The 26,383-nt window shown below is 69.8% G+C and carries 25 protein-coding genes; 13 read left to right on the top strand and 12 right to left on the bottom strand.

What is annotated here, in order from left to right:
- Position 1: 1 nt before the first annotated feature.
- The 3 genes from atpD to ACQP0P_RS10695 all read left to right on the top strand — a co-directional run bounded on the left by atpD (position 2) and on the right by ACQP0P_RS10695 (position 2,375).
- Positions 2-1,429, top strand: a complete 1,428-nt coding sequence (gene atpD, locus ACQP0P_RS10685; RefSeq protein ID WP_350924698.1) for a F0F1 ATP synthase subunit beta — start codon at positions 2-4, stop codon at positions 1,427-1,429.
- 68 nt (positions 1,430-1,497) lie between these two features.
- Positions 1,498-1,917 carry a F0F1 ATP synthase subunit epsilon gene (locus ACQP0P_RS10690; RefSeq protein ID WP_355616012.1) on the top strand — a complete coding sequence of 140 codons (420 nt, stop codon included), beginning with the start codon at positions 1,498-1,500 and terminating at the stop codon, positions 1,915-1,917.
- 44 nt (positions 1,918-1,961) lie between these two features.
- Positions 1,962-2,375 (top strand): DUF2550 domain-containing protein, encoded by a 414-nt coding sequence (locus ACQP0P_RS10695; RefSeq protein ID WP_326636539.1) that lies wholly within the window; start codon positions 1,962-1,964, stop codon positions 2,373-2,375.
- Positions 2,376-2,407: 32 nt separating this feature from the next.
- On the opposite strand, the gene ACQP0P_RS10700 is transcribed toward ACQP0P_RS10695, so the two are convergent.
- Positions 2,408-2,998 (bottom strand): cob(I)yrinic acid a,c-diamide adenosyltransferase, encoded by a 591-nt coding sequence (locus tag ACQP0P_RS10700; RefSeq protein ID WP_433374285.1) that lies wholly within the window; start codon positions 2,996-2,998, stop codon positions 2,408-2,410.
- 67 nt (positions 2,999-3,065) lie between these two features.
- Here ACQP0P_RS10700 and ACQP0P_RS10705 point away from each other — a divergent pair, with 67 nt between their 5' ends.
- Together ACQP0P_RS10705 and ACQP0P_RS10710 are read left to right on the top strand one after the other, a co-directional pair.
- Positions 3,066-6,218 (top strand): S41 family peptidase, encoded by a 3,153-nt coding sequence (locus ACQP0P_RS10705; RefSeq protein WP_433374288.1) that lies wholly within the window; start codon positions 3,066-3,068, stop codon positions 6,216-6,218.
- 257 nt (positions 6,219-6,475) lie between these two features.
- Positions 6,476-6,793 carry an STAS domain-containing protein gene (locus tag ACQP0P_RS10710; protein ID WP_350924717.1) on the top strand — a complete coding sequence of 106 codons (318 nt, stop codon included), beginning with the start codon at positions 6,476-6,478 and terminating at the stop codon, positions 6,791-6,793.
- A gap of 114 nt (positions 6,794-6,907) precedes the next feature.
- Here ACQP0P_RS10710 and ACQP0P_RS10715 read toward each other — a convergent pair whose 3' ends face one another.
- From ACQP0P_RS10715 to ACQP0P_RS10745, 7 genes are all read right to left on the bottom strand, one after another.
- A complete protein-coding gene (locus ACQP0P_RS10715) occupies positions 6,908-7,489 on the bottom strand; it encodes a TetR/AcrR family transcriptional regulator (RefSeq protein WP_433374291.1) in 582 nt (193 codons plus the stop codon).
- 151 nt (positions 7,490-7,640) lie between these two features.
- Entirely contained in the window at positions 7,641-9,122 is a 1,482-nt protein-coding gene (locus ACQP0P_RS10720) for an aldehyde dehydrogenase family protein (protein ID WP_433374294.1), read from the bottom strand.
- A gap of 690 nt (positions 9,123-9,812) precedes the next feature.
- The gene (gene nucS, locus ACQP0P_RS10725; RefSeq protein ID WP_350924727.1) at positions 9,813-10,472 is read right to left on the bottom strand and encodes an endonuclease NucS; all 660 of its coding nucleotides are present in this window, start codon (positions 10,470-10,472) and stop codon (positions 9,813-9,815) included.
- Positions 10,473-10,601: 129 nt separating this feature from the next.
- The gene (locus tag ACQP0P_RS10730; protein ID WP_433374298.1) at positions 10,602-11,756 is read right to left on the bottom strand and encodes an ABC transporter permease; all 1,155 of its coding nucleotides are present in this window, start codon (positions 11,754-11,756) and stop codon (positions 10,602-10,604) included.
- Positions 11,753-12,631 (bottom strand): ABC transporter ATP-binding protein, encoded by an 879-nt coding sequence (locus ACQP0P_RS10735; RefSeq protein WP_433374302.1) that lies wholly within the window; start codon positions 12,629-12,631, stop codon positions 11,753-11,755. Before ACQP0P_RS10735 ends, ACQP0P_RS10730 begins: the two co-directional genes overlap by 4 nt.
- Positions 12,628-12,954 carry a winged helix-turn-helix domain-containing protein gene (locus ACQP0P_RS10740; protein WP_433374305.1) on the bottom strand — a complete coding sequence of 109 codons (327 nt, stop codon included), beginning with the start codon at positions 12,952-12,954 and terminating at the stop codon, positions 12,628-12,630. The genes ACQP0P_RS10735 and ACQP0P_RS10740 overlap by 4 nt, the downstream gene beginning before the upstream one ends.
- Before the next feature lie 5 nt (positions 12,955-12,959).
- Positions 12,960-13,145 carry a hypothetical protein gene (locus ACQP0P_RS10745; protein ID WP_433374307.1) on the bottom strand — a complete coding sequence of 62 codons (186 nt, stop codon included), beginning with the start codon at positions 13,143-13,145 and terminating at the stop codon, positions 12,960-12,962.
- Between the two features lie 169 nt (positions 13,146-13,314).
- Here ACQP0P_RS10745 and ACQP0P_RS10750 point away from each other — a divergent pair, with 169 nt between their 5' ends.
- From ACQP0P_RS10750 to ACQP0P_RS10765, 4 genes are all read left to right on the top strand, one after another.
- Positions 13,315-14,781 (top strand): 3-hydroxyacyl-CoA dehydrogenase family protein, encoded by a 1,467-nt coding sequence (locus tag ACQP0P_RS10750; RefSeq protein ID WP_433374310.1) that lies wholly within the window; start codon positions 13,315-13,317, stop codon positions 14,779-14,781.
- A complete protein-coding gene (locus ACQP0P_RS10755; RefSeq protein ID WP_386320246.1) occupies positions 14,778-15,098 on the top strand; it encodes an ATP/GTP-binding protein in 321 nt (106 codons plus the stop codon). The genes ACQP0P_RS10750 and ACQP0P_RS10755 overlap by 4 nt, the downstream gene beginning before the upstream one ends.
- A 34-nt stretch (positions 15,099-15,132) precedes the next feature.
- Positions 15,133-15,846 (top strand): alpha/beta hydrolase, encoded by a 714-nt coding sequence (locus ACQP0P_RS10760; protein WP_350924743.1) that lies wholly within the window; start codon positions 15,133-15,135, stop codon positions 15,844-15,846.
- A 149-nt stretch (positions 15,847-15,995) separates the two neighbouring features.
- Complete coding sequence (locus ACQP0P_RS10765) at positions 15,996-16,787, top strand: alpha/beta fold hydrolase (RefSeq protein WP_433374314.1); 792 nt, start codon at positions 15,996-15,998, stop codon at positions 16,785-16,787.
- Between the two features lie 155 nt (positions 16,788-16,942).
- Here ACQP0P_RS10765 and ACQP0P_RS10770 read toward each other — a convergent pair whose 3' ends face one another.
- Entirely contained in the window at positions 16,943-18,223 is a 1,281-nt protein-coding gene (locus tag ACQP0P_RS10770) for a DivIVA domain-containing protein (protein WP_433374317.1), read from the bottom strand.
- 157 nt (positions 18,224-18,380) lie between these two features.
- A complete protein-coding gene (gene mce, locus ACQP0P_RS10775) occupies positions 18,381-18,842 on the bottom strand; it encodes a methylmalonyl-CoA epimerase (protein ID WP_433374319.1) in 462 nt (153 codons plus the stop codon).
- Positions 18,843-18,927: 85 nt separating this feature from the next.
- Between mce and ACQP0P_RS10780 the strand changes: the two genes are divergently transcribed.
- A complete protein-coding gene (locus ACQP0P_RS10780; protein ID WP_433374322.1) occupies positions 18,928-20,115 on the top strand; it encodes an acetyl-CoA C-acetyltransferase in 1,188 nt (395 codons plus the stop codon).
- A gap of 2 nt (positions 20,116-20,117) precedes the next feature.
- On the top strand, positions 20,118-21,065 hold the full coding sequence (gene meaB, locus ACQP0P_RS10785) for a methylmalonyl Co-A mutase-associated GTPase MeaB (RefSeq protein WP_433381796.1): 948 nt from the start codon (positions 20,118-20,120) through the stop codon (positions 21,063-21,065).
- A 184-nt stretch (positions 21,066-21,249) separates the two neighbouring features.
- On the opposite strand, the gene ACQP0P_RS10790 is transcribed toward meaB, so the two are convergent.
- Both ACQP0P_RS10790 and ACQP0P_RS10795 read right to left on the bottom strand, forming a co-directional pair.
- Positions 21,250-21,927, bottom strand: a complete 678-nt coding sequence (locus ACQP0P_RS10790; RefSeq protein WP_433374325.1) for a DUF4230 domain-containing protein — start codon at positions 21,925-21,927, stop codon at positions 21,250-21,252.
- 55 nt (positions 21,928-21,982) lie between these two features.
- On the bottom strand, positions 21,983-23,407 hold the full coding sequence (locus tag ACQP0P_RS10795; RefSeq protein WP_433374328.1) for a hypothetical protein: 1,425 nt from the start codon (positions 23,405-23,407) through the stop codon (positions 21,983-21,985).
- A 291-nt stretch (positions 23,408-23,698) separates the two neighbouring features.
- Here ACQP0P_RS10795 and ACQP0P_RS10800 point away from each other — a divergent pair, with 291 nt between their 5' ends.
- On the top strand, positions 23,699-24,226 hold the full coding sequence (locus tag ACQP0P_RS10800) for a MarR family winged helix-turn-helix transcriptional regulator (protein ID WP_433374331.1): 528 nt from the start codon (positions 23,699-23,701) through the stop codon (positions 24,224-24,226).
- 447 nt (positions 24,227-24,673) lie between these two features.
- Positions 24,674-26,344, top strand: a complete 1,671-nt coding sequence (locus ACQP0P_RS10805; RefSeq protein ID WP_433374334.1) for an acyl-CoA mutase large subunit family protein — start codon at positions 24,674-24,676, stop codon at positions 26,342-26,344.
- Positions 26,345-26,383: the final 39 nt, after the last annotated feature.

The following is a 26,383-nucleotide window of genomic DNA, read 5'->3' on the forward strand; positions in this document are numbered from 1 at the left end:
AATGACTGCACAGACTGTTGAGACCGGCGTGGGCCGCGTCGCGCGGGTCACCGGTCCCGTCGTCGACGTGGAGTTCCCCGTCGAGGCGATGCCCGAGATCTACAACGCGCTCACCACCGAGGTCACCCTCGGCGGGGAGACCAGGCTGCTGACCCTGGAGGTCGCCCAGCACCTGGGTGACAACCTGGTCCGGGCCATCTCCATGCAGCCCACCGACGGTGTGACCCGTGGCGCGGCGGTGACCGACACCGGCGCGGCCATCTCCGTACCGGTCGGCGACGTCGTCAAGGGCCACGTGTGGAGCACGCTCGGTGAGGCACTGGACGTGCCCACCGCGTCGCTCAAGATCGAGGAGCGCTGGGGCATCCACCGCCCCTCGCCCGCCTTCGACACCCTTGAGTCGCGCACCGAGATGCTGACCACCGGCATCAAGGTCATCGACCTGCTCACCCCGTACGTGCAGGGTGGCAAGATCGGCCTGTTCGGCGGCGCGGGCGTGGGCAAGACCGTGCTGATCCAGGAGATGATCCGCCGGGTCGCCCGCAACTTCGGTGGCACCTCGGTGTTCGCCGGTGTCGGCGAGCGCACCCGTGAGGGCAACGACCTCTGGCTGGAGATGGAGGAGGCGAACGTCCTCAAGGACACCGCGCTCGTCTTCGGCCAGATGGACGAGCCCCCGGGCACCCGTCTGCGCGTCGCGCTCTCCGCGCTGACCATGGCGGAGTACTTCCGTGACGTGCAGAAGCAGGACGTGCTGCTCTTCATCGACAACATCTTCCGGTTCACCCAGGCCGGCTCCGAGGTGTCCACCCTGCTCGGCCGCATGCCGTCCGCGGTGGGTTACCAGCCGACCCTGGCCGACGAGATGGGTGTTCTGCAGGAGCGCATCACCTCGACCCGCGGTCACTCGATCACCTCCATGCAGGCGATCTACGTCCCCGCGGACGACATCACCGACCCGGCCCCGCACAACGCGTTCGCGCACCTCGACGCGCAGACCGTGCTCTCGCGGCCGATCTCGGAGAAGGGCATCTACCCCGCGGTGGACCCGCTCGACTCCACCTCGCGGATCCTCGACCCGCTGATCGTGGGCGAGGAGCACTACCGGGTGGCTCAGGAGACCAAGCGGATCCTGCAGAAGTACAAGGAACTGCAGGACATCATCGCGATCCTCGGTATCGACGAGCTCTCCGAAGAGGACAAGGTCACCGTCAACCGGGCCCGTCGCATCGAGCGCTTCCTGTCCCACCCGATGTACGCCGCCGAGGCGTTCACCGGTCAGCCCGGAGAGAACGTGCCGCTGGACGAGACCATCGCCTCGTTCAAGGGCCTGTGCGCCGGCGACTACGACCACCTGCCCGAGCAGGCGTTCTTCATGGTCGGTGGCATCGACCAGGCCGTGGCCAAGGCCAAGGAACTCGCCCGCTAGTCGCCTTCGGTGCCGGTACGGTCACGCGGTCGTACCGGCACCTGGTTCGATAGGGAACTGGAGAGAAAGTGGCGAAGCTGCGAGTAGGCGTCGTCTCCCCGGAGCGGGAGATCTGGTCCGGCGAGGCCGACATGGTGATTGCCAAGACCGTCGACGGCGAGATCGGTATCATGCCTAAACACGCACCCGTGCTCGGCGTTCTCGTCGAGGGCGGGCTGCTGAAGATCAAGCGAGGTGACGGCGAGGCCGACCTCGTCGCCGCCGTCCACGGAGGATTCCTCTCGGTGGCCGACGACGAGGTGTCAATCCTGGCCGAGATCGCCGAGCTTGGTTCCGAGATCGACATCGCCCGGGCCAGGAGCGCGCTGGAGCGGGCTCAGGCCTCGGTCGAGTCCGGCCAGGAAGACGCGGACGCGGCTGCCGAGGCTGCCGCCGAGGCCAAGCGTGCCAGGGCCCGGCTGCGCGCGGCCGGAGAAGAAGTCGGATAAATTCGGCTTCCTAGCGGTAAGGGCTTGTTGGGGGGCGGGCAGACATGGTGGTGCTGGACGTACTCATCGTGGTGGGGCTGCTCGTCGCCCTCCTGGCGCTCAGGGTGCTCATCCTGACCCGCTTCCGAGGATCGGTACTGTGTTGCCTGCGCCCCATGTCGAGGGAACGGGGGTGGCGGGTCGGAGTGGCCCGCTATGCCGACGGCCACCTCAACTGGATCCCGCTCATAGGTCTGCTGCCAAGGCCGCGCCACGTCATCGTGAGGCGCGGCCTTGTCGTTTCCGGCCGTCGTAGGGTCGGCTCCGGTGAGTTCTTCGGGTTCATCGAGGGGGTGACGGCGCTTGAGTGCCGCAACGGGCAGAGCGCCTTCGAACTCGCCATGGGATACCGCGCACTGACCGGTTTCGTGGCCTGGCTGGAGTCCGCCCCGCCCAGCGCCCATCTCGACGTCGCCTGATCCTCCGCGTCCGTTACCGGGTGGCGGGCCCCTCAGCGGGTGCCGCCGGGCTTCCAGAGGATCTCGTCGCCGCCTGCGGCCACCCGGCAGAGGATGAACATCAGGTCGCTCAGCCGGTTGAGGTACTTCGCGGTCAACGGGTTGACGTCGTCGTGGGCCTCCAGCGCCGACCAGACGGTCCGCTCGGCCCGCCGGACCACGGTCCTGGCGACGTGCAGCCAGGACACGGCAGGGATGCCGCCGGGCAGGATGAAGCTGCGCAGCGGCTTGAGGCGCTCGTTGAACTCGTCGCAGCGCGCCTCAAGCCACTCGATGTAGGAGGGCTCGACCCGCAGCGGCGGGAACTCGGGGTTCTCCGTGATCGGGGTGCAGAGGTCGGCCCCGACGTCGAACAGCTCGTTCTGGATCCGGGTGAGAACGGCGGTGACGTCCGCCTCCAGGGAACCCGTGGCCAGTGCCACGCCGATCGCCGCGTTGGCCTCCTCGACGTCCGCGTAGGCGGCCAGGCGCGGGTCGGTCTTGCGGGTGCGGCTCATGTCGCCGAGCGCGGTCGTGCCGTCGTCCCCGGTACGGGTGTAGATCTTGGAGAGCACCACCGGGTTGTCTCTGTCAGCTCGCGTCATGCCGTCCAGCTTATCGGGGACGAAAATTACCCCCGATTCACCTGATAGTCGACAATATGATTTGTTAATGGTTTCTGGTTTCTACCTGCGATTCCCACACCTCTCCCACGAGACGCTGACGTTCGTCGCGGACGACGACGTCTGGGTGGCTCCGGCGGACGGCGGCCGGGCGTGGCGCCTCTCCGCCGACCGGGCTCCCGCGAGCCATCCCCGCCTCTCACCTGACGGCACCAAGGTCGCCTGGACCAGCGTTCGCGACGGCGCCCCCGAGATCTACCTGGCGGATCTGGACTCCGGATCCGCCGAGCGGCTGACCTACTGGGGGAACGCGCGGACCCGCACGCGCGGCTGGACACCGGAGGGAGAGGTCCTCGCGATCAGCGCGACCGGCCAGCCGTTCCTCTGGCAGACCTGGGCCTACGCGCTCGGCGACGGAGCCGAGCGGCTGCCGTACGGTCCGATCAACGACCTCTCGGTCACGGAAGACGCGGTGGCACTTCTCACCGCGGCGCTCTCTCGCGACCCGGCGACCTGGAAACGCTACCGGGGCGGTACGGCGGGCCGGCTGTGGGTGCGGCGGGGAGAGGGTGACTTCACCCGGATCCTGACCGATCTGAACAGCCAGCTGGCCGATCCGATGCTCATCGGGGGACGGCTCGCCTTCCTCTCCGACCACGAGGGCGTCGGCAACCTCTACTCCTGCGAGCTGGACGGTACCGGCCTGCGCCGTCACACCGACCACGAGGTCTTCTACGCCAGGCACGCCACCACCGACGGGAGGCGGATCGTCTACCAGAACGCCGGCGACCTCTACCTCCTGGACGATCTTGACGCCGAGGCCCGCAAGCTCGACGTCACGCTCGGCTCCCCGCTGCGGGGGCGGCAGCCCTACCAGGTCAACGCGGGCAGGCGGCTGCACGACCTGGCCGTGGACGCCACCGGGCGGGCCAGCGTGGTGGAGGTCCAGGGAACGGTGCACTGGGTGACCCATCGGGACGGCCCGGCGCGGCAGCTCAGCACCGGCCTGTCGGCGGGGCGGCCCCGCCTTCTCGGCGACGACCGGGTGGTGTGGGTTGCCGACGACGGCGAGACCCAGGGGCTGGAGATCGTCCCCGCAGGGGGCGGAGAGAGCCGCAGGATCGCCGCGGGCAAGCTGGGCGAGGTCGGGGACCTGGCCGTCGCACCCGACGGGAACGTGATCGCGGTGAGCGCCAGGGACGGTCGGCTGCTCCTGGTGGACGTGGCCTCCGGCGAGGTGGTGGAGCTGGCGAGGGCCCACAGTGAGATCCGGGGTCTCGCCTGGTCGCCGGATTCGGGCTGGCTGGCCTGGTCACACCCGGACAGCGAGCATCTGCGCAGGATCAAGCTGGCCAGGGTGGCCGACCGAGTGGTGACCGATGTCACCGACGGCAGGTTCGCCGACATCTCGCCCGCGTTCACCGGGGACCACCTGGCGTTCCTGTCGCGGCGCGGCTTCGACCCGATCTATGACGCGCACTCCTTCGACATGTCCTTCCCGCTCGGCTACCGGCCCTATCTGGTGCCGCTGGCCGCCTCCACGCCGTCCCCGTTCGCGCCCAGCTCCGCGGGGCGACCCGTCGCCGACTCCGGTGACGACGACAAGCGGGACGAGGCCGCGATCACCGTGGACCTGGACGGCATCGCCGCCAGGGTCGTGCGGGTGCCGGTCCCCGAGGGGCGGTATTCGGACCTGCGGGCGGTCAAGGGCGGGTTCGTCTGGCTGCGCGAGCCGCTGGCGGGGGAGCTCGGCGAGGACAGGGACGAGGTGGCGAGCGAGGCGCCCCGGGCGGCGCTGGACCGTTACGACCTGGACAAGCGCAAGTGGGAGGAGGTGGTCGACAAGCTCGACTGGTACCGGGTGAGCGGTGACGGCACGCAGCTCGTCGTCAGTGACAAGGGCACGCTCACGGTCCGGCCGGTCAGCGGCAAGGCGGGCGCCAAGAACGGCGACGAGGCGACCGTCGACCTGTCCAGGATCCGGATCACCGGCGACCCTCGGGCGCTGCGACGTCATGCCTACGCCCAGGCGGGCCGCCGGATGCGCGCGGACTTCTGGGTCGAGGACATGGCCGACGTCGAGTGGGAGGCCGTGCTGGAGGAGTACCTGCCGCTGGTGGACCGCGTCGCCACCGCGGACGACTTCGCCGACCTGCTCTGGGAGGTCGTGGGGGAGTTGGGCAGCTCGCACGCCTATGTCGACGCGGCAGCCTGGGGTTACCCGGCCTCGGAGCCGGTCGGCCTGCTCGGTGCCGATCTCTCCAGGGGAGCCGACGGCCGCTGGCAGGTGGACACGGTGCTGCCCGCCGAGTCCTCCGACGTGCACGCCCGCTCGCCGCTGGCCGGGCCAGGGGCGACGGTCATGGAGGGAGAGGCGCTGCTCGCGGTCGACGGCCGCCCGGTGCCGCCGGAGGGGCCGGCCAGGCTGCTGGTCGGCGCCGCGGACAAGCCGGTCGAGCTGACCCTGGGCGGTGGCCGGAGGGTGGTCGTCACGCCGCTCGGCGACGACAGGCGCCTGCGCTACCAGCACTGGGTGGCCGGGCGCCGGGCGCGGGTCAGGGAGCTCGGCGGCGGTCGCCTGGGCTATCTGCACATCCCGGACATGGTGGCCGAGGGCTGGGCGCAGTTCCACCGCGACCTGCGCAGGGAGATGACCTTCGAGGGGCTGGTGGTGGACGTACGGAACAATCGAGGCGGTCACACCTCCGAGCTGGTCATCGAGAGGCTGATCCGCCGGGTCATCGGCTGGGACCTGCCCAGGGGCATGACGCCGATCACCTATCCCGAGGACGCGCCGCGCGGACCGCTGGTCGCGATCGCCAACCAGAACGCCGGATCCGACGGCGACATCGTCACCGCGGCCTTCAAGATCTACAAGCTCGGACCGGTGGTGGGCACCCGTACCTGGGGTGGTGTCATCGGCATCGAGGGCAGCCACCGGCTGGTCGACGGGTCGCACATCACCGTGCCCAGGTACTCCTTCTGGTTCGAGGGGCTCGGCTGGGGTGTGGAGAACCACGGCGTTGATCCGGACGTCGAGATCGACATCAGCCCTGACGACTGGGCGGCGGGCAGGGATCCGCAGATCGAGGAGGCGGTACGGCTCGCGCTGGCCGCGCTGGACGAGCGCCCGGCGGCGACCCCGCCCGACGCCTCCGCCCGGCCGTCCCGTCGCCGCCCCGCGCTGCCGCCCCGCCCGTAGGTGACAGGCGTGACCAACCGGATCGCCGCCATCCGGTTGGTCCAGCGAAAAGGTTGGCTTTGGTCCGAGTTTTATCCGCTGATTCGGGCAAGGGGTTCTCATGTGGGTAAGAAGGGGGAATTTCGAAGCGGGTGAGGTTCGCGCCTTCTTACACGCTGTGACAGCATATGGATGCGGTGCGTGATCGACTGGCTGCGATGACGCACCGCCGTTGTGCCCGGTCACATCTCTTTTGTGACCGGGTGTGAGGAGGAGGCATGCGCGTCCCTGGTAACCCCCAGGCACAGGTGGTCAGCGTCGGGGCCCGTCTCGACGTGGGAACCGTCACCGGAGTGCGCCCGCGGCTGCATGAGGCGGTCGACTCCGGGCGCGGCGACCTGATCGTAGATCTTTCCGGGCTGGAAATGATCGACGCCACCGGGTTGGGGGTGTTGGTGGGCACGCATCGCCGCGCTGTGGGCGCGGAACGCCGCCTCATTCTCAGGAGGGTGCCGCCGAGGATCATGCGGGTGCTGGCGGTGACCCGGCTCAACCGGGTCCTCACCGTCGAACACCCCATGGCCGCGGTGGCCTGATCCGGTCGCCCGCCGGAGTTCGGGACACCGGCGGCACCGGAACATATCGGAGGACGGGCCGGCTGAGGCCCGTCCTCGTCTCCGCCTCGTCGAGGTCGTACCGAGGTGACCGGGTTATTCGGTGAAAGACCGGTAGAAGATGTGAACGGCAGTGCTGATCATGCTCTCGGTCGAGGGCGGGTCGTCGGCCAGCACCCACTCGATGAGCAGTTCCTGGATCGCTCCGATCATGCCCAGCGCGAGCAGGTGCCGGTTGGCCTTGACCGCCTCCGGCAGATCCGCGACGTTCAGTTCGATCATGTCGGTGAAGGCCGTGACGGCCAGTTGCCGTGAGCTGATGAGGCAGTCACCCGCTCTGCGCACCTCCAGATGCATGATCCTGGCACGGCGCCTGTCTTCGGTGACGAAATTGATGTATCCGGAGATTCCCGCCTCGACCCGGGTGGCCAGGGTGTCAGGGGCCTGCTCTATGGACTTCGCCACCGACTGCAGCGTCTCGTGCACGCATCGGCCGTGCACGGCCCGCATCAACTCGTTGCGTCCGGAGAAGCATTCGTAGAAGGCGCGGTTGGAGATGCGTGCCGCGGCGCACAACCTCTCGATCGTGGTTTCGGGGAATCCTGGATCGGAGTAGAGGTTGTACGCCGCGGAGATCAGACGTTCCCGGCGTTCTGCCAGTCGCTCCTCCGCTGACATTCCCCGATATGACCGTCCGTTCATGTCAAGCCCCTGAACGTCGGTATGGGGTTGACAGATAATCGCTTTATCACTTCCACCTCATGGCTCTGGCCCCCAGAATCAACCATTATGGGTACAAGATCCTTTTTGTGGAAGGGGCGTTGTGGTATTACCTACGTCGTCCATGTAAGAAGGTAACAAACCTGACTAGCCGGTCAAGTTCCTTCTGGCTACGGGTGAACGAGGTGATGTTCATTCCGGGCAGTGCGAAGCGCTGGCGGGAGACGGCCTTGGGGCGGGCGAACTCCCGCAGCCCGTCCGCGCCGTGAATACGGCCGAATCCGGAGTCTCCGACCCCGCCGAACGGCAGCGCGGGGATAGACGCGAAGGAGATGATCGAATTGATGGCGGTCATCCCGCCGCGCATCCGGCGAGCGAGTTCCAGAGCCCGCCGGGTGTTTCCCGAGAAAACGGTCCCGGCCAGACCGTACGCGGTGGCATTGGTCTTCTCCAGCGCCTCCTCCACATCGGCGACCCGCTTCACCGTCACCGTCGGGCCGAACGTCTCCTCGCGGACCGCGGCGGAGTCCTCCGGCACGTCCTCGACGATCACCGGGTCGACGAAGGGCGCCCGGACCGAGCCGGTCCCGCCCAGCACGGCCCTGCCGCCCGCGACCGCGTCGTCGATATGCCGCCGGATGATGTCCAGCTGGGCGGGCATGGTGATCGGGCCGTAGTCGCGCCCGGCCTGCACCTGCCCGGCCCGATCGGTGAGTTCCTTCATGAAGGCGTCGTAGACCGCGTCCACCACATAGATCCGCTCCACCCCGACGCAGGTCTGGCCCGCGTTGGACAGCGCGCCCCACAGCGCCGCGTCCGCGGCGGCGGGCAGGTCGGCGTCGGCGTCCACGATCAGCGCGTCCTTGCCGCCGCACTCGGCGACCAGCGGCGTCAGGTTCGTCGCGCACGCGGCCATCACCCGCTTGGCGGTGGCGGTCGAGCCGGTGAAGGCGATCTTCGCCACCCCGGGGTCCCCCGCCAGGGCCGCGCCGGTCTCGCCCAGCCCGGTGACGGTCTGGAAGACCTGGTGCTCCGGCACCGCCTCGGTGAACAGCGCGGCCAGTAGCATGCCCACGCCCGGGGTCAGCTCGCTGGGCTTGAACACCACGGCGTTCCCCGCGGCCAGCGCGTAGGCGATCGATCCCATCGGGGTGAACACCGGGTAGTTCCACGGCCCGATCACCCCGACCACCCCCAGCGGCAGGTACTCCAGGGTGGCCGCGATGTTGGCGCCGACCAGCCCGGGGGAGACCCGTCGCATCCCGAGCACCTTGTGCGCGTTCCTGGCGGCCCAGTCGAGGTGGGTGATGGCCAGGACGACCTCCAGGGTGGCGTCGGCCTCCGGCTTGCCCGTCTCCTCATGGACGAGGCGGGCGATCCTGGTCAGATCGCGCGCGAGGATCGCCTTGTAGTCGAGCAGTCGGCGCCTGCGCCCGGCCCGGTCCAGCCCGGCCCACCACGCGGCGGCGATCCCGGCCTCCGCCACGGCGGCGTGTACCGCCGCGGCGTCCTGGATCGGGTGGGTGCCGACGACGGCGCCGGTGGCCGGGTCGAGGGAGTCGAAGGTGCGCTGTCCGGTCGCCGTGGTCAAGGTCGTCTCCTCTGTGCCGTGACAGATGCCCTGGAAGGCGAAACGCCGCTCGGGGGAGATCGGCGCCCACCGCCCCGGCTGCGGGCAGCGGGCGGTACGGGCATGTTCCGCTCACGATAGACCGGAAGTCGTTGCACAGTAAACCATTACTTACAAGCTGGGCTGTCCACCTGCCGGGGCGGCGTCTGCCGCCCGGTGCCGCCGGTCATCGACACTCTTCCGCTGTGGAGTCACTGTGGAGTCGCGACCGGCCGCCCTGACGTCCGGCCCTGACGTCCGGCCCTGACGTCCGGCCCTGACGTCCGGCCCGGGGGTCCGGCGTGTCTGTCGACACCATGCCGCCCTGTCGGCGCTTATGCAAAGGCCCGAGGTTCGGGCTCTGTTTCTCGGCGAGAGGCTGTTCCATGCGCAGAGTTTCGTTATCGAACCGGCTCTGTGCTCGATGTGTCCGGACCATCCCCGCCTCCGCGGGGTATCCCCTGAAGTTCAGCAGTTCAAGCGCTTCTCTTCTGCGGGTGCGGTACGGAGGGAACAGACCGCCTGTTCTTGATGCCGGAAATCGCGTCTCTGGATGAGGTCTGGGCGCAATATTGTTTTAGGGCAGGCTGAAATGAGGCCGAAGGTGGGATTTCCGGTGGCGATGGGAAACCCCACCGGGCCCATACGGGCGTGGCTCACGCGTAAGCCCTGTTAGAACAGCGTGTCGTTGCGCTCGATGCCGCGTAGTTCGTCGTAGTCGAGGGTGACGCAGCGGATTCCGCGATCCTCGGCCAGCGTCTTGGCCTGCGGGGCGATGCTCTGGGCGGCCAGGATGCCGGTCACCGGGGCGAGCAGGGGGTCGCGGTTCATCAACTCCAGGTAGCGGGTGAGCTGCTCCACGGCGTCGATGCCGGCGCGGCGCTTGAGCTCCACGGCCACGGAGGCGCCCGTGTGGTCGCGGCAGAGGATGTCCACCGGGCCGATGGCCGTCATGTACTCGCGGCGGACGAGCGTCCAGCCCGCGCCCAGGGTGGTGATGTGCTCGGCGAGCAACTCCTGCAGGTGGGCCTCGACCCCGTCCTTGATGAGCCCCGGGTCCACGCCCAACTCGTGGCTGGTGTCGTGGATGATCTCCTCCATGGTGAGGACGAGCTTCTCACCGGTCTTGCCGTGGGTCACCGTCCAGGTGCCCTCCTCCTCGCGGAGCTTGCACGGCGGGTTCATCCAGTTCAGCGGCTTGAAGGCCCGGTCGTCGGCATGGATGGAGACGCTGCTGTCGGCCTTGATGAGGATGAGCCGAGGCGCCATCGGAAGATGGGCGGTGAGCTTCCCGACGTAATCCACGCTGCACCGCGCGATGACCAGACGCATTACCGAAGCCTATCGGCCCGACGGCGTCCCGATCCCCGGGATCCGGCCACGGCGGCGGTTCCACCGCACCGCCCGCGTCCGTACGCGTGAGCCGCGCCCCGGCTCACGCGTACGGCCTGGAGAGCGCGGTCAGCGGACCGCCTCGGAGAGTTTGACGCGGGCGCCCGTGCGCAGCACCGCGCGCTGGTAGATGCGCGCGCCGAGCAGGAGCGTGCCCACCGTGGCCAGGAGCATCAGGGCCGCACCCGTCGCGATCTCCCCGGCGAGCACCTCGCCCCCGGCCATCCGGACCGGCATGACCATCGAGGAGAACGGCGGCACCATCGACAGGATCCTGGCCACCGCGCTGCTGGGCTGGACCGCCGCGAAGTAGGCCACCAGGTAGGCGATCGTCATGAGCATCGTCATCGGTGTCAGCACACTGTTCGCGTCCTCCTGCCTGGACACCAGCGACCCGAGCGCCGCCGCCAGCGCGGCGAAGAACGCGTAACCGAGGATGAACCAGAACAGGGTGCTGATCACGATGCCCGTCATGCCCGGGGGCAGCTCGGCCACGAAGCCGGTCGCCACCGCCGCGCCGAGACCGGCCACGATGATCACGAGGAGATTGGCCAGCGCGAGGGTGCCCAGCCCCAGGATCTTGCCGCCGAGCAGCTGCCATGGGCGGATCGAGGTCAGCAGGATCTCCACGATCCGGCTGCCCTTCTCCTCGATCACTCCCATGGCGACGTACATGGAGGAGTAGATGAGCAGGAAGAACAGGACCATGACCAGCAGGGACGCGATGCCCACCCGCACGCTCGCGTAGCGGGCGTCGGCGCCGACCGAGACCTGCTCCAGGGGGGCGACCTGCATCGCCTGGGCGACCTTGGCCGCGTCCAGGCCCGCGCCGGCCAGCTGACCCCGGGTCCGGACGGTCTGGTGCGCGTTCTCCAGCAGCAGGCCCAGCTCACGGTCGACCTCGCCGTCGGCGAGCACCCTGCGGCCGTCCACCACCGCGGCGTCCACGTCGCCGGCGTTGACCGCGTCGCTCGCGGCGGCCTCGTCGGGGAACTCCCTGACGGCGATCGTCACGTCCTTGGCCATGCCGATCAGGACCGGCTGCAGCGTCTGCGACTGCGGTCCGACGAGGCCCACGGTGTAGGAGTCGGGCCCCGAGAAGAGCTTGGGCAGGAACGCGAGCGCGGCGACCAGCACGGCGCTCACCACCAGCCCGATGACGAACGCCCTCGTACGGCCGCGCGTGACAATCTCCCGCTGCGCGACCAACCACAGCCCGCTCACGCGACCGCCTCCCTGAAGATCTCGGTGAGTGTGGGCCGCTGCCAGCCGAAGTGCTCGACCTTTCCGGCCTTGACCGCGAGGCGCAGGATGTCCTGGCCGTCGCCGTCCACATCCGTGACGAGGACCTCGTCGCCCTTCGCGACGACATTTCCCGGCAGGGACGCGGTCCAGCCGGGGGAGGCGTCCCTGACGATCACCTTGAGCCGGCCGCGTCCCTCCCGGTCGCGCAGGTCGTCGACGGTGCCGCTGGCCACCATGCGGCCGGCGGAGATGATGCCGACCGAGTGGCAGAGCCGCTCGACGAGGTCCAGCTGGTGGCTGGAGAAGAGCACGGGCACGCCCGCTTCGCACCGTGCGGCGAGCACCCCGGCCAGCGCGTCGACGGCGAGCGGGTCGAGCCCGGAGAAGGGCTCGTCCAGCACGAGCACCTCGGGGGTGTGCACCAGCGCCACCGCGAGCTGCACGCGCTGCTGGTTGCCCAGGGAGAGCGCGTCCACCGTGTCGGTCGCGCGTTCGGTGAGCGAGAGCTGTTCGAGCAGGTCGCCGGTGGCCTTTTTCGCCCCGCTCGCGGTCAGGCCGCTGAGCCTGCCGAAGTACTCGACCTGCTCGGCGACCCGCATCTTCTGGTAGAGGCCACGCTCTTCGGGCATGTAACCGAACCGGCGCCGGTCTTCGAACGTCAGGGGCCGGCCGTCGCGGAGCACCGAGCCCGAGTCGGCGGTCAGCACGCCCATCAGGATGCGCATCGTGGTGGTCTTGCCCGCGCCGTTGGCTCCGACGAAGCCGAACATCTCGCCTGGTTTCACGGAGAACGTCACCCCGGCCAGAGCGGTCTTGTCGCCGTATCGTTTCTGTAGATCGTTTATCTCGATCATGGGGGAGGTCCCTCGGTTAGGCGTCTCAGCACGGAGACGTAGTCATGGAACGCCCGGCGGCCCTCGTCGGTGAGGGCCAGCCAGGTGCGTGGGCGTTTACCCACGAAGGCCTTCTCCACGCGCACGTAGCCGGCCTCTTCCAGGGTGAGGACATGCTTGGAGAGCAGGGAGTCGCTGACCTCGATGGTGTCGCGGAGGAAGCGGAACTCGGCCCTGTCGGTGGCCGCCAGAGCGGCCATGATCGACAGCCGGACGGGTGCGTGGATGACGTCGTCAAGGTCGTGCCGGGGGTGCGAGCCCGTACCACCTGCGGCTCCGTCCATGCCGCTCACCGCTCCGCGCGCAGCACGCGCCACGCCGCGTAGAAGGGCGGGGCGATCGTGGCCAGGCCGAGGGCCGCGTAGAGCAGGCCGGCGACGCGTGCCGGTCGCCGGGTGCGCCGGTCGACCTCGCCGATCTGCCGCAGAGCCTCCTCCGGGGTCAGGTCGTCTCCCACGTCTTCTCCAATCTTCACATACTCAAATACTAATTACTACTCAACTCTCATTCAAGTACTTTCTTGTGGCTCCCGGGGTGTCCGACCGGCTTTTGGGTAGCCGATCCCTCTCTGGGAGACTGTTGCGGTTCAAGGAGCGGGCGGTTTGTCGCGCGGAGCGGGATCCGCGAACAGGGTGGAGAGAACGATGACGGGCAGTTTCGAGACGGTCGGCGTGGTCGGCCTTGGCACGATGGGCGCCGGGATCGCCGAGTGCTTCGCCCGTGCCGGCATCGCCGTGATCGGCGTGGAGGCCGGCCCGGAGGCGTTGACCCGAGGCCGGGGTCATCTGGCGGACTCCACGGGCCGCGCGGTCGCCAAGGGCAGGCTGAGCGAGACCGAGAGGTCGGAGATCCTCGGCAGGGTGACCCTCACCACCTCGCTGGAGGATCTCGCGGATGCCGACCTGGTGATCGAGGCCGTTCCGGAGGTCATGGATTTCAAGCGGGCGCTCTTCACCGACCTGGATCGGATCTGCAAGCCGTCCGCGGTGCTCGCCACCAACACCTCCTCGCTCTCGGTCACCGAGATCGCGGCCACCACCGGCCGCCCCGGCCGGGTGATCGGCATGCACTTCTTCAACCCGGCCCCGGTCATGAGACTGGTCGAGGTGATCCACACGCTGCTCACCGACGACGGCCTGGCCGGTGAGGTCGCCGATCTCGCGCGCCGGCTCGGCAAGACCCCGGTGACCGTCGGCGACCGCGCCGGGTTCGTGGTCAACCGGCTGCTACTGCCCTACCTCAACCACGCCGCGGTCCTGCTGGAGAACGGTGTGGCCACCCGCGACGGCATCGACACCGCGATGAGGCTCGGTGCCGGGCTGCCGATGGGCCCCTTCGCCCTGCTCGACCTGATCGGCCTGGACACCTCGTACGAGGTGCTGAGCGTGCTCTTCAGGGAGAGCCACGACCGCCGTCACGCCGCCGCGCCGATCCTGCGCGAGCGGGTCACGGCCGGCCTGCTCGGCCGCAAGTCGGGTGGTGGCTTCCACCGGGCCACCGAACCGGAACCGACGGCGGACGAGCCCTCGGCCGGTGACTTGGTCGCGGTGCTGGGCGAGGGGGGCGACGCCTTCGCCGCCAGGATCTCCGCCGCGGGCTTCAAGACCGTGCCCGTGCAGGACGCGGAGATGGTCGTCGCGCTGTCCAGCGTTCCCGTCGTCGAGCTGGCCCCCGGGCTCCCGCACCCCGAGCGCCTGGTCGGCCTGCACCTGGTGGGCGACCAGGTCGCCGAGGTCGCCTCCACCGCGCTCACCGGGCCCGAGGTCGCGCGGGCCGTGGAGGGGCTGGTCCGGCGCGTCGGCCTGGTTCCGGTGCCGTGCCGGGACAGGGCCGAGTTCGTGGTCGACGCGCTCCTGTACCCGTACCTCAACGACGCCGTCCGGATGTACGACTCCGGCTATGCGACCCGCGACGACATCGACACCGCGATGCGGCTCGGCTGCGGCTACCAGGCGGGACCGTTCGAGATGCTCGACGAGTTGGGCCTGGAGACCGTCCGCGACGGCCTGCGCGCCCTGTACGCGGAGTACCGCGAACCGTTCCTCGCGCCCGCGCCGCTGCTGGAGCAGCTCGTCGCGGCGGGGGTCCGGAGCTTCCGAGACCTGCCGTGAGCCCCCGCAGGGCCCGTCGGGCCGATCCGTTCGACCGCGGTGGCAACCGGGGTTCGGCCCGCCCCCTCGGCGGCTCGGTGCCCGGTGTCGACCGGACGGAGGAGTGGCCCGACGGAGACTGGCAGGTGCGCCGGGTCACCGGCGGCGCGGCGGACAAGGTCTACCGCTGCCCCGGCTGCGACCAGGAGATCAGGCCGGGCCTGCCGCACCTGGTCAGCTGGCCCGCCTGGCAGGGCGGCGAGGAGGAGCGCAGGCACTGGCACACCGCGTGCTGGCGCAACAGGGTCAGGCGCGGTCCTGGCAGAAGCAGATACTGACCGGCGTGGATCGCCGGTCGTGGTGAGGAGAGACATGGAGATCCGGGCCTCTACGGTGCTGCCCGCGCGCAGGGAACCGATCGAGCTGCACACCGGTGACGGGCTGACACTTGTCGGTGAGCTGGCCCTTCCCGCGGAGCGGCCTCCGGTGGCCACGCTGGTCTGCCTGCACCCGCTGCCCACCCACGGCGGCATGATGGACAGCCACGTCTACAAGAAGGCGGCGAACCGGCTGCCCGCCCTCGCCGACCTGGCGGTGCTGCGGTTCAACACGCGCGGCACCACCTCCGAGCGGGGCACGTCCCAGGGGGCCTTCGGTAAGGGTGAGGACGAGCGCCTGGACGTCGCCGCGGCCCTGGAGTACGCCGACTTCCACGACCTGCCCCGGGTCTGGCTGCTCGGCTGGTCCTTCGGTACCGAACTGGCGCTCAAGTGGGGCCGCGACCCGCTGGTGGAGGGGGCGATCCTGCTCTCCCCGCCGCTGCACAGGGCTACCGACGCCGACCTCGACGGGTGGGCGGAGTTCGGGCGGCCGCTGACCGCGCTGGTTCCGGAGTTCGACGACTACCTCCGTCCCGAGCAGGCCCGCGAGCGCTTCGCCAGGGTGCCCCAGGCCGAGGTCGTCGGGGTGGACGACGCCAAGCACCTGTGGGTCGGCGAGCCGTACGTGCGGATCGTCCTCAACGAGATCGTCCTGCGGGTCAATCCGGCCGCCCACCCCCTCCCCACCGAGGTCGCCGACTCGTAGGTACCCTGTCCGGTTCGGGCCCGTCCCGGAATCCTCGTCGCCGTATCGCCTGCCGGGTCCCATTCGTTGACCGCGGAGTTACCACAACGTCATAAACGGTTGTGGAACCGGGGGTGCCAGACGGGGGCTCCGGGAATACGGTGGACGGCGTGCGGCTGTACACACGATCGGCTGGAGAGGGGCTTCCGGTCGTCCTCCTTCACGCGTTCCCCCTGTCATCGGCCATGTGGCTGGCCCAGCGTGAGGGCCTGGCCGAGGTCTGCAAGGTCATCACCCCCGATCTGCGCGGTTTCGGCGGCTCGGTGCTGGGCGGGGACGTTCCCTCCCTCGACGTGATGGCCGACGATGTCGTGCGCCTGCTGGACAGCGAGGGCGTCGACCGCGCGGTCGTCGGCGGCCTGTCCATGGGCGGCTACGTGACGATGGCCCTGTGCCGCCGCCACCCCGACCGGCTGCTGGGGGTGATCCTCGCCGACACGAAGGCGGGCGCCGACCCGGAGGCCGCGAGATCCAACCGCGAGCGGATCGCCGCCGCGGTGCTCCAGGAGGGCGCCTCCGTCCTGCTGAAGGAGTTGCTGCCGGGGCTGGTCGGGCAGACCACGGTGCGGAGCAGGGCGATGGTGTTCGGCCGGGTGCGCGGGCTGGTCCAGTCGGCTCCGCCGACGGCCGCGGCCTGGGCGCAACGGGCCATGGCCGGCCGTCCCGACTCCTTTGACACGCTGCGGGCGATCAAGGCGCCGGTCCTGGTGATCGTGGGCGAGGAGGACGAGATCACCCCGCCCGCGGAAGCGGGCGCGATGGTCGAGGCGGTGCCCGACGGGCGGCTGGCCGTCATCGAGAAGGCCGGCCATCTCAGCGCGATCGAGCAGCCCGAGGCGTTCAACCGGGCGGTGTCGGACTTCGTTGCCGAGCTTGCCGGGGGATCACCACCTCGCGGATGAGCAGGGCGATCGCCGTGGTCAATCGAGATCGACCGGCGCCGTCGCAGCGCCTCGACGGCCGGGTCGAGTCCCACGGCGCCGAGAGAGCCTGGTGACCGTGAAGGTCACCAGGCTCTCTCGTCAGCCGTCGTCAACGCCCCGGAGTCAGCGGCCGCCTATTCCTGCCACCACTCCGCGTCGTCGTCCTTCTCCGCCCTGGCGGGAGTCGGAACCGGCTTCTCGGCACCGTTGGTGGCGGCGGGGATGGCCGGCTTCGGCGGGGCCGCGGTGATCGCGGGCTCCGGGTCGGCGGCCGGGAGCGGCGCGCCACCGAGCAGCTGGCGCAGCTGCGCGAGGTGGCTGGTGATGCTGTCACGCTGGCGGGTCAGCTCGTCGACCTGGCGCTGGGCGACAGAGCGGCTCCGCTCGGACTCCGACTTGGCCTCGGAGACGATGGACTCGGCGCTCGACTTGGCCTCGGACACGACCTGGTCGGCGTTCTTGCGCGCGTTGGCCAGCAGCTGCTTGGCGTGCGTGTCGGCCTCGCGGCGGGTCTGCTCGGCCTGCTGGGTGGCCTTGGTGGCGCGCTGCTCGGCGGTGGCCGCACGCTGCTCGGCCTCGGCGACCAGCTTCTGGGTGGCGGCCTGCGCGGTGGCGTGGCGCTCGGCCTCCTGGCGCTCGGCCTCCTCGCGCCGGGCGGCGAGCTGGATCTCGAACTCCGCCTCGTCCTGGGCCCGCTTGGCCTCGGACTCCTCAAGCACTCGCTGGGCCTGGGCGCGCATCTCGTCGGCCTGGCGCTTGGCGGTGGTGAGGACCTCGTCACGCTCGCGCTTGGTCGAGGCGCGCAGCTGGGCCACCTCGCGCTCGGTGGTGGTGCGCAGCTTGGCGATCTCGCGTTCGGCGTCGGCGCGCTTCTCGGCCACCTCGTGGTCGGCGGTGGCCCGCAGCTTGGAGACCTCGCGCTCGGTGGTGGCGGTCAGCTCGTCGGCCTCGCGGCGTGCGGTCGAGCGGATCTCCTCCGCCTCGCGCTCCGCGGTGGTGCGCATCTCGTCGACCTCGCGGGTGGCGAGGGCACGCTTCTCCGCGGCCTCGTTCTCCGCGGCGGCACGCAGGTCGGCGGCCTCGACCTTGGAGGCCGCCTTGATCTCGTTCGCCTCGGACCTGGCTGCCTGGACCAGCTCGGTCGCCTGTTCCTCGGCCAGACGGAGCAGTTGCTCGATCCGGGCGCCGAGGCCGGAGTAGGTCGGGCGCTCCTGCTCCTGAAGTTGGCGCTGGGAGTCGGACAGATCCCGCTGCAGGTTCTGAACCTGCTCGCGGGACTGCCGAAGCTCACCGTCGATTTGCTTCAGATGGTCGTGGACCTGGTGCCGGTCATAGCCCCGGAGCACCACGTCGAATTCCCGAGCGGGGGCGTCCTCAAAGAAGTTGTTGAGCTGGGCGTCGATGTCGGACTGCATGGAGGCTCGATCCTGGGTTGTCGAGACGGCTACACGGGCCGGACGGGGGTTTCAGGCATCCGAAGCGGGAGCCGGGGCGGGATCCACGTCCGGTGGTACGCCAGCGTACTCCGCCGTTGCCGAGTTGGCGGTCTCGTCCGACTTTATGCGCGACTTGTTACGTATCGGCGTTTCTTGCATTCGGCGTGGTCTCAGCTTGCCTTTCCGGAGCCTGTACGAGTTCGGTAAGCATTCCCCCCACGTCTTTGGGGTGGAGAAAGGCGATGGACGAACCCATGGAGCCGTGGCGCGGCCGTTCGTCGAGCAGCCGGACGCCCCTGCCGCCGATCGTGTCCAGGGCGCGCACGACGTCCGGCACACCGAAGGCGACATGATGAACGCCTTCCCCGCGCTTCGCGAGAAATTTACCGACCGGCGTGTCGGCACCGAGCGGTTCGAGGAGCTGGATATACGATCCGCCGCCCTCCCCGTCGGCGATGTGCAGCATCGCCTCCTTCACCCCCTGCTCGGCGTTCACCTCGCGGGCCACCACCGTGAGCTCGAAGGTCCGCTCGAAAAAAGCGATCTTCTCCTCAAGATCGTGGCAGGCGATTCCCACGTGGTCGATGCGCATGAACATAGAGCCATCCTCCTTCAAGGTCACCGATGTGCCCATGGGTATGGTGGCAAAGTCGCTCCAAGCCCTGTCAGGGAGGCCCCCTGTTATGTCCGTTTCCGTCATCGTCTCCGGGGCTCGAACCCCCATCGGCCGACTGCTCGGCTCGCTGTCCGGCCTGTCGGCCGTCGAGCTCGGCAGCATCGCGATCAAAGCCGCGCTGGAGCGTTCCGGCGTCGCTCCAGAGGCAGTGCAGTACGTGATCATGGGGCAGGTGCTTCAGGCGGGTGCGGGGCAGATGCCCTCCCGCCAGGCCGCCGTCAAGGCGGGCATCCCGATGTCCGTGCCGTCCCTGACGATCAACAAGGTCTGCCTCTCCGGCCTGGACTCCATCGCCCTGGCCGACCAGCTCATCCGGGCCGGTGAGTTCGACATCGTGGTCGCGGGCGGCATGGAGTCCATGTCGAACGCCCCGCACCTGCTGCCCGGCCTGCGTAAGGGCGTGAAGTACGGCGCCGCCGGCATCATCGACTCGATGGCCTTCGACGGCCTCACCGACGTCTACGACCAGGTGGCCATGGGCGAGTCCACCGAGCGGCACAACGCGCGCTTCGGGCTGACCCGCGAGGAGCAGGACGAGTTCTCCGCCCGCTCCCACGCGCTCGCCGCCGCCGCGATCAAGAACGGGACCATCGACGACGAGATCGTGCCGGTGGCGATCCCGCAGCGCAAGGGCGAGCCGACGGTCTTCTCCGCGGACGAGGGCGTGCGCGGGGACACCACGGTCGAGGTCCTGTCACGACTGCGACCGGCGTTCACCAAGGACGGCACGATCACCGCCGGGTCCGCCTCGCAGATCTCCGACGGCGCCTGCGCCGTCGTCGTGATGTCCAAGGCCAAGGCCGAGGAACTCGGTCTTGAGTGGCTGGCCGAGATCGGCGCCCACGGCAACGTCGCGGGGCCCGACAACTCGCTCCAGTCCCAGCCGGCCAACGCGATCAAGCACGCCCTCGGCAAGCAGGGACTCGTCGCCGGTGACCTCGACCTGGTGGAGATCAACGAGGCCTTCGCCCAGGTGGTCCTCCAGTCGGTCAAGGAGCTCGACGTCCCCCTCGACAAGGTCAACGTCAACGGCGGCGGCATCGCGGTCGGCCACCCGATCGGCGCCTCCGGCGCCCGCATCGTCCTCGCCCTCGCCTACGAGCTCAAGCGCAGGGGCGGCGGCCTCGGCGCGGCCGGCCTCTGCGGTGGCGGCGGGCAGGGTGACGCTCTGATCATCCGCGTTCCTTCGGCATGACCTTGGAGGTCTCCGACCTGGTCGCGATGGCCAGGGAGGGCCGACCCCGGGCCGTGGCCCGGTTGATCTCCATGGTCGAGAACGGTTCCCCCGGACTCAGAAAGATCGCCGCGCTGCTCTGCGCCGACCGGCCACACCAGGCCCGGATCATCGGCCTGACCGGCCCGCCCGGTGTCGGCAAGTCGACCTCCACGGGGATGCTGGTCCACGCGTTCCGCAGGCGTGGCGTGAGGGTCGGCGTGCTCGCCGTCGACCCTTCCTCGCCGTTCACCGGCGGGGCGCTGCTGGGCGACCGGGTCCGGATGCAGGACCACGCCACCGATCCGGACGTGTTCATCAGGTCGATGGCGAGCAGGGGTCACCTGGGCGGGCTGTCGTGGGCCACGCCCCAGGCGCTGCGCGTCCTGGAGGCGGCCGGCTGCGAGGTCATCCTCGTCGAGACCGTCGGTGTCGGCCAGGCGGAGGTCGACATCGCCTCGCTGGCCGACACCACGGTCGTGCTGCTCGCCCCGGGGATGGGCGACGGCGTCCAGGTGGCCAAGGCGGGCATCCTGGAGATCGCCGACGTGTTCGTGGTGAACAAGGCCGACCGAGAGGGCACCCAGGCCGCGATCCGCGAGCTCCGCAACATGATCGCCCTGGTCGACCGGCCCTGGAGGCCGCCGATCGTGCCGACCGTGGCCCTGCGGGGGGAGGGCTGCGAGGAGGTGGTCGCGGCCCTCGACGGCCACCTGGCCTATCTGGAGGGGGCGGGCGAGCTCGTCCGCCGCCGCCACGCCAGGGCCCGGGACGAGATCGAGGCGATCGCCCTCACCACCCTGCGCTCCCGCTTCGCCGACCTGCACGGAGACCGGCGCCTCGACGCCCTCGCCACCCGCGTTCTGGACGCGGAACTCGACCCCTACACCGCGGCTGACGAGCTTCTGACGGCGGTGGGGCGGCCGGGTTGATCCCGCTCGGCACCGAGCGGCGCTCGGGTTCGCGGCGCCCGCGAATCCTCGCCGCGCCTCCAGGGTTTCCAAGGTGTCCCAAGGGGGCGGGCGAGGTCGGCTCCGCGGCGGCGCGCCGCCGAACCCGGTGAGCGCGGGCGGCCCCGTACCGGCCGGAGCGCCGAGGACCGGGACACGGGGGGCGTCAGCTCTCGTCGGCGAACGTGACGACGACCTTCTCGAAGCCGAGCCCCTTCAGCATGCCCTCAAGCATGATCTTGGTGTTCTGGTCGGCGCGGTTGCGCAGATCGCTGGCCAGCGCGGCTTCGGCGATCTTCTTCTCGGCCAGCACGTAGAGCTCCTGCTGGTCTGAGGGGGAGGAGGACAGGAAGTCCTCGACCCGGTCCAGCAGACCGCGCTGCTGGGCGTAGACATAGGAGCGCTTGTTGTCGAGGTTCGGCTTCTCCAACTGGGCGCGGGGCAGCCGGACCGTGACCTCGGTGCGGTCGGGGGAGACCGTCAGCCCGCCGTTGCCGATGCTGCCGAAGTCGACGTAGGCGTCGACGCCACCGGCACCGACGAAGAGCGTCCGGCTGCCCTTGACCGCGTCGGGCAGGAAGGCGGCGTCCTTCTCCAGGTCGACCACGACCTGGAAGTTGCCGGTGGCGGCCTCGAAACGGCTGAGGTTGTGAATGGACTCCAGCAGCACGGGCTGGCTGCGGTCGATCGTGGCCTCGCCGAACGGGTTCAGCCACGACCAGGTCAGGCGAGCACCCACGACGAGAAGAATCATGACGACGAGCAGCCCGGCGAGGAAACGCCAGCGGCGCCTGCGAGGCGCCGCCTGGGGGGTCTCGGGCGGAGCTTCTTGGGAGGCTTTCACGAAGCTCTCCTTCCCCGGGGGGCGACCTTCTCACGCCGAGCCTATGCCGATCTTGTCAGCCCCGTGGCGACGGCGGCGTGCCGCCTTCGGCGAAGGGGGCACGCCACGGGGCGGACGGGATGTCCGTCCCGGACGGCGGCGGCCCGCCGGGTGCCTGGTGGATGGGGCCTGGCCTGGGCTCGGGCCCGGTAGAGGTGCCTCCCGCACCCTGCCCCGGCTGGCTGTACTGTCCTGTCTGGGCGGTTTGCCTGGACTGACCGCCAAAGTGAGTGCTTTGTAGCCGGCAGCCGGTGAAGTCCGCGTAGTAGAGCCGGAGCCAGTCGCGCCGCTGGACGTCCGTGAGCCCCGAGAACCACGCCGCCGCGTACCGGTGCTCCGCGAGCGGTCCGCCGGGAAGCGGCTCACCCCGCAGCCACGCGGCCACGATGTCTCGGTAGCCCGCCGCGGGAGTGGCGTCACACCGCGCGGCCAGGCCGTCGACGAACTCGTCGGCCGCCTTCCCGGCGAACCCCGTGGCCAGATCGTCCACGTGGATCGCGATCACGCCCGCGGAGAGGGTGGAACCGTCACGCCTGGGGTGCTGCTCCACCCGGGAGAACTCCCCGGGTGTCCCGGCCAGCCGGGAGGCGATCTTGATGAACTCCGAGCCCAGTTCGGGTAGTCCGGCGCGCATCCCCGGGTGCACGCAGACCATGATCGGCCACTCCTGGCAGCTGTAGACGATCTGCTGGGCCGAGACCGGCTGCTCCTCGGTGAACAGGCGGGCCATGCCGGTCCCCGCCGCCAGCACCGCGATCAGCGCGGCGGCCAGCACCAGGGCCTGGCGCGTCACGACCGCGGCCCAGCCGAGCAGGAGCGCCGCGCTGATCCCCACCAGCCAGAGCGTCTGGTCGGTGAACGCCGCCGAGTTCAGCCCCTGGAACGGGTCGTACGGCTCCCGCGTGGCGGGGGCGAGCCGGTCAGCCCAGGTCGGCCCGTGACACAGCCAGGTGAACAGGCTGTAGCAACCGAGCCCGGCCAGGACCGGCGTGATCGTCCACGGCATCAGCCAGCCGGTGACCCAGCCGATGACGACGTACAGTGCCAGCCCGGCCACGCCCATCACCAGGCCGCTGGGCAGTAGTCGCCCGGCCTGCTCGGTGATCATGGTCCTGACCGCCAGGACCATGACGGTGGCGGTGAACGCGCCACCTGTCACCACCAGGATCGCCAGCGGCGCCCGCACCGCCTGCCACGGGGTCATCGATCGGCCACCCGTCCCGCGCCGCCTGCGCACCGCCACCCACGCGGCGAACGCGGCCGCCACCGGGCCGGTCAGCCGGAGCGAGCCGATCACCGCGACGATGATGTTCTCCCACGCGCTGACACCGGGAACCAGGACGCTCCACGCCGCGACCACCCCGAGCACGAGCAGGATGGCGACCGCCATCAACCCGCTCTGCTGGAGTTCCTCGCGTGAAACGCCCCTGTGCTCACGCACCGGTGGGCGTGGTGAGAACCCACGCCGAGCCGGTGTAGCCGAAGTGTGTCCGGCGTTCGAACGCCGTCAAGTTGTCGTTCATCAAGCACCCCCCGTGCCGTGAATGTGCGGATGCCGGTCCCCTCGGCACCGGTCCGGCTCGCTTCCCCCGCAGGCCGGACTGAGTCAGCGTGGCCACTTGGCCACGGCCTCACCATTCGATGTGGGAACCATAACGGAGCGTGACGTTTGGCGTCCGGGTTCTTGGTGAAGCCATCAGGCTGGTGACTCTACGTATACGGGCGAATCGGGATGAGGTCGCGCTACCGTAGCCCTGTGGTTACAGGTCAGCTGAATCTCCCGTTTGACCCCATCGAACGTGCCGCGAAGACGTGGCGCGTTCACTTCGGGCCCTCCTCGGCCATGGCCGCCGTCACATCGATCATGAGAGCGCAGCAGATCCTGCTGGCGCAACTGGACACGCTGCTCAAACCGCATGACTTGACCTTCGCCAGATACGAGGCCCTGGTGCTGCTGACCTTCAGCAGGACCGGAGCGCTGCCGCTCTCCAGGATCGGTGAGCGTCTGATGGTCCATCCCACGAGCGTGACCAACACCGTGAGCCGCCTGGAAAATGCCGGTCTGGTACGTCGCATGCCCAATCCCCGCGACGGCCGGGGGGTGCTCGCCGAGATCACCGACCGGGGGCGGGAGGTCGTCCGCGGGGCGACCGCCGACCTGATGGAGGCCGACTTCGCCATGCCCATGTACGGCGAGGACGAGCTGGACCAGATGTTCGACCTCCTCAGAACCCTCCGCGTCGCCGCCGGCGACTTTTAGATGGCGAGTCGCCGACGACGCTAACGCGTCGCGGTGAGGCCGCTCTTGTCCGGCTCCTTCCCTCGTCGACCAGGGCCGCTCGTACCTCGCAACCCCGCTCTCCTCAGTCCAGTCCCCGGCGCGGCCTCACGGCCACGCTCTCCTCGGTCCAGTCCCCGGCGCGGCCTCACGGCCACGCTCTCCTCGGTCCAGTCCCCGGCGCGGCCTCACGGCCACGCTCTCCTCGGTCCAGTCCCCGGCGCGGCCTCACGGCCACGCTCTCCTCGGTCCAGTCCCCGGCGCGGCCTCACGGGGAGTCCCCGGGGCATGAGCCAAAACACGTCCCGGTGGCCTTGGCGACGTCGGCGCGGCCTCGTGGGTGGCCGGCCGGGATTCTGGTCAGGGATTAGTAGGACGTCCTAGTATTTGGGGGAGGCCGCAAGCCGCATGCCGTACAGGGGGTTGGCCATGGACGCTGAGCAGGTCGAGGCGGGGCGTGCGCGCTGGCAGGCGCGGTTCGACGGGGCTCGCAGGCGTGCGGCCGAGTTCCGCACCCTGTCCGGGCTCGACGTCGAGCCGGTCTACGGTCCGGACGGCGGTGACCCGCGGATGGAGCGCATCGGCTGGCCGGGGGAGTTTCCCTTCACCCGCGGTCTGCACCCCACCGGCTACCGGGGCAAGGCATGGACCATCCGGCAGTTCGCCGGGTTCGGCAACGCGCGGCAGACCAACGAGCGCTACAAGATGATCCTCGCCGCGGGCGGTGACGGGTTGAGCGTGGCCTTCGACATGCCCACGCTGATGGGCCGCGACTCCGACGACCCGCGATCGCTCGGCGAGGTGGGCCACTGCGGCGTGGCGATCGACTCCGTGCTGGACATGGACCTGCTCTTCGAGGGCATCCCGCTCGGCGACATCACCACCTCGATGACGATCAGCGGTCCGGCCGTCCCGATCTTCTGCATGTACGTCGTCGCCGCCGAGCGGCAGGGGGTGCCGGTCACCAGGCTCAACGGCACCCTGCAGACCGACATCTTCAAGGAGTACATAGCGCAGAAGGAGTGGCTGTTCGCCCCCGAGCCGCACCTGCGGCTGATCGGCGACCTGATGGAGTTCTGCGCGGCGGAGGTCCCCGCGTACAAGCCGCTCAGCGTCTCCGGCTACCACATCCGCGAGGCCGGGGCCACGGCCGCCCAGGAGCTGGCCTTCACCCTGGCCGACGGGTTCGGCTACGTGGAGCTCGGCCTGTCGCGCGGCCTGGACATCGACGTCTTCGCCCCCGGCCTGTCCTTCTTCTTCGACGCGCACATCGACTTCTTCGAGGAGATCGCCAAGTTCAGGGCCGCCCGGCGGATCTGGGCGCGGTGGCTGCGCGACGTCTACGGGGCCGGTACGGAGAAGGCCCAGTGGCTGCGCTTCCACACCCAGACGGCGGGTGTGTCACTGACCGCGCAGCAGCCGTACAACAACGTGGTGCGTACCGCGGTCGAGGCGCTCGCGGCGGTGCTCGGCGGCACCAACTCGCTGCACACCAACGCGCTGGACGAGGTCCTCGCGCTGCCCTCCACGAGGGCGGCGGAGATCGCGCTCCGCACCCAGCAGGTGCTCCTGGAGGAGACCGGGGTCGTCAACGTCGCCGACCCGCTCGGCGGATCCTGGTACGTGGAGGCGCTGACCGACCGGCTGGAGGCCGAGGCCGAGGCGATCTTCACGAGGATCCGGGAGATGGGCGGCGACGGCACGATGACCTCGGGCATCCTGCGCGGCATCGAGGACGGCTGGTTCACGTCCGAGATCGCCGAGGCGGCCTTCGACCACCAGTGCAAGCTGGAGAAGGGCGAGAAGAGGATCGTCGGGGTGAACTGCCACACGGCGTCCGTCGACGAGCCGCTGGAGATCCTCCGGGTGGGTCACGAGGTCGAGCGCGAGCAGAGCCGCGTCCTCGCCGAGCGCCGCGCCGCCCGTGACCAGGCGGCCGTGGACGCCGCCCTGGCCGCGATGAGGCGGGCGGCCAGGGCGGCGGGCGACATGATCCCCGCCATGCTCGACGCGGCCAGGGCCGAGGCCACGCTGGGTGAGATCTGCGACGTGTTGCGCGGTGAGTGGGGCGTCTACACCGAACCGGCGCGTTTCCAGTGAGGGCGCGTCGGGGCACCGGCCGGGATACGGCAGGATTGG

Origin of the sequence: Streptosporangium sp. CA-115845, assembly GCF_050943795.1 — a bacterium.
Classification (GTDB): Bacteria; Actinomycetota; Actinomycetes; order Streptosporangiales; family Streptosporangiaceae; genus Streptosporangium.

Bases quoted from the DNA above. Each gene is read 5' to 3' on its own strand.
- atpD (WP_350924698.1), top strand. From the start codon at position 2: ATGACTGCACAGACTGTTGAGACCGGCGTGGGCCGCGTCGCGCGGGTC.
- ACQP0P_RS10695 (WP_326636539.1), top strand. From the start codon at position 1,962: ATGGTGGTGCTGGACGTACTCATCGTGGTGGGGCTGCTCGTCGCCCTC.
- ACQP0P_RS10700 (WP_433374285.1), bottom strand. From the start codon at position 2,998: ATGACGCGAGCTGACAGAGACAACCCGGTGGTGCTCTCCAAGATCTAC.
- ACQP0P_RS10705 (WP_433374288.1), top strand. From the start codon at position 3,066: ATGGTTTCTGGTTTCTACCTGCGATTCCCACACCTCTCCCACGAGACG.
- ACQP0P_RS10710 (WP_350924717.1), top strand. From the start codon at position 6,476: ATGCGCGTCCCTGGTAACCCCCAGGCACAGGTGGTCAGCGTCGGGGCC.
- ACQP0P_RS10715 (WP_433374291.1), bottom strand. From the start codon at position 7,489: ATGTCAGCGGAGGAGCGACTGGCAGAACGCCGGGAACGTCTGATCTCC.
- nucS (WP_350924727.1), bottom strand. From the start codon at position 10,472: ATGCGTCTGGTCATCGCGCGGTGCAGCGTGGATTACGTCGGGAAGCTC.
- ACQP0P_RS10735 (WP_433374302.1), bottom strand. From the start codon at position 12,631: ATGATCGAGATAAACGATCTACAGAAACGATACGGCGACAAGACCGCT.
- ACQP0P_RS10740 (WP_433374305.1), bottom strand. From the start codon at position 12,954: ATGGACGGAGCCGCAGGTGGTACGGGCTCGCACCCCCGGCACGACCTT.
- ACQP0P_RS10750 (WP_433374310.1), top strand. From the start codon at position 13,315: ATGACGGGCAGTTTCGAGACGGTCGGCGTGGTCGGCCTTGGCACGATG.
- ACQP0P_RS10760 (WP_350924743.1), top strand. From the start codon at position 15,133: ATGGAGATCCGGGCCTCTACGGTGCTGCCCGCGCGCAGGGAACCGATC.
- ACQP0P_RS10770 (WP_433374317.1), bottom strand. From the start codon at position 18,223: ATGCAGTCCGACATCGACGCCCAGCTCAACAACTTCTTTGAGGACGCC.
- mce (WP_433374319.1), bottom strand. From the start codon at position 18,842: ATGTTCATGCGCATCGACCACGTGGGAATCGCCTGCCACGATCTTGAG.
- ACQP0P_RS10780 (WP_433374322.1), top strand. From the start codon at position 18,928: ATGTCCGTTTCCGTCATCGTCTCCGGGGCTCGAACCCCCATCGGCCGA.
- ACQP0P_RS10800 (WP_433374331.1), top strand. From the start codon at position 23,699: ATGAGGTCGCGCTACCGTAGCCCTGTGGTTACAGGTCAGCTGAATCTC.
- ACQP0P_RS10805 (WP_433374334.1), top strand. From the start codon at position 24,674: ATGGACGCTGAGCAGGTCGAGGCGGGGCGTGCGCGCTGGCAGGCGCGG.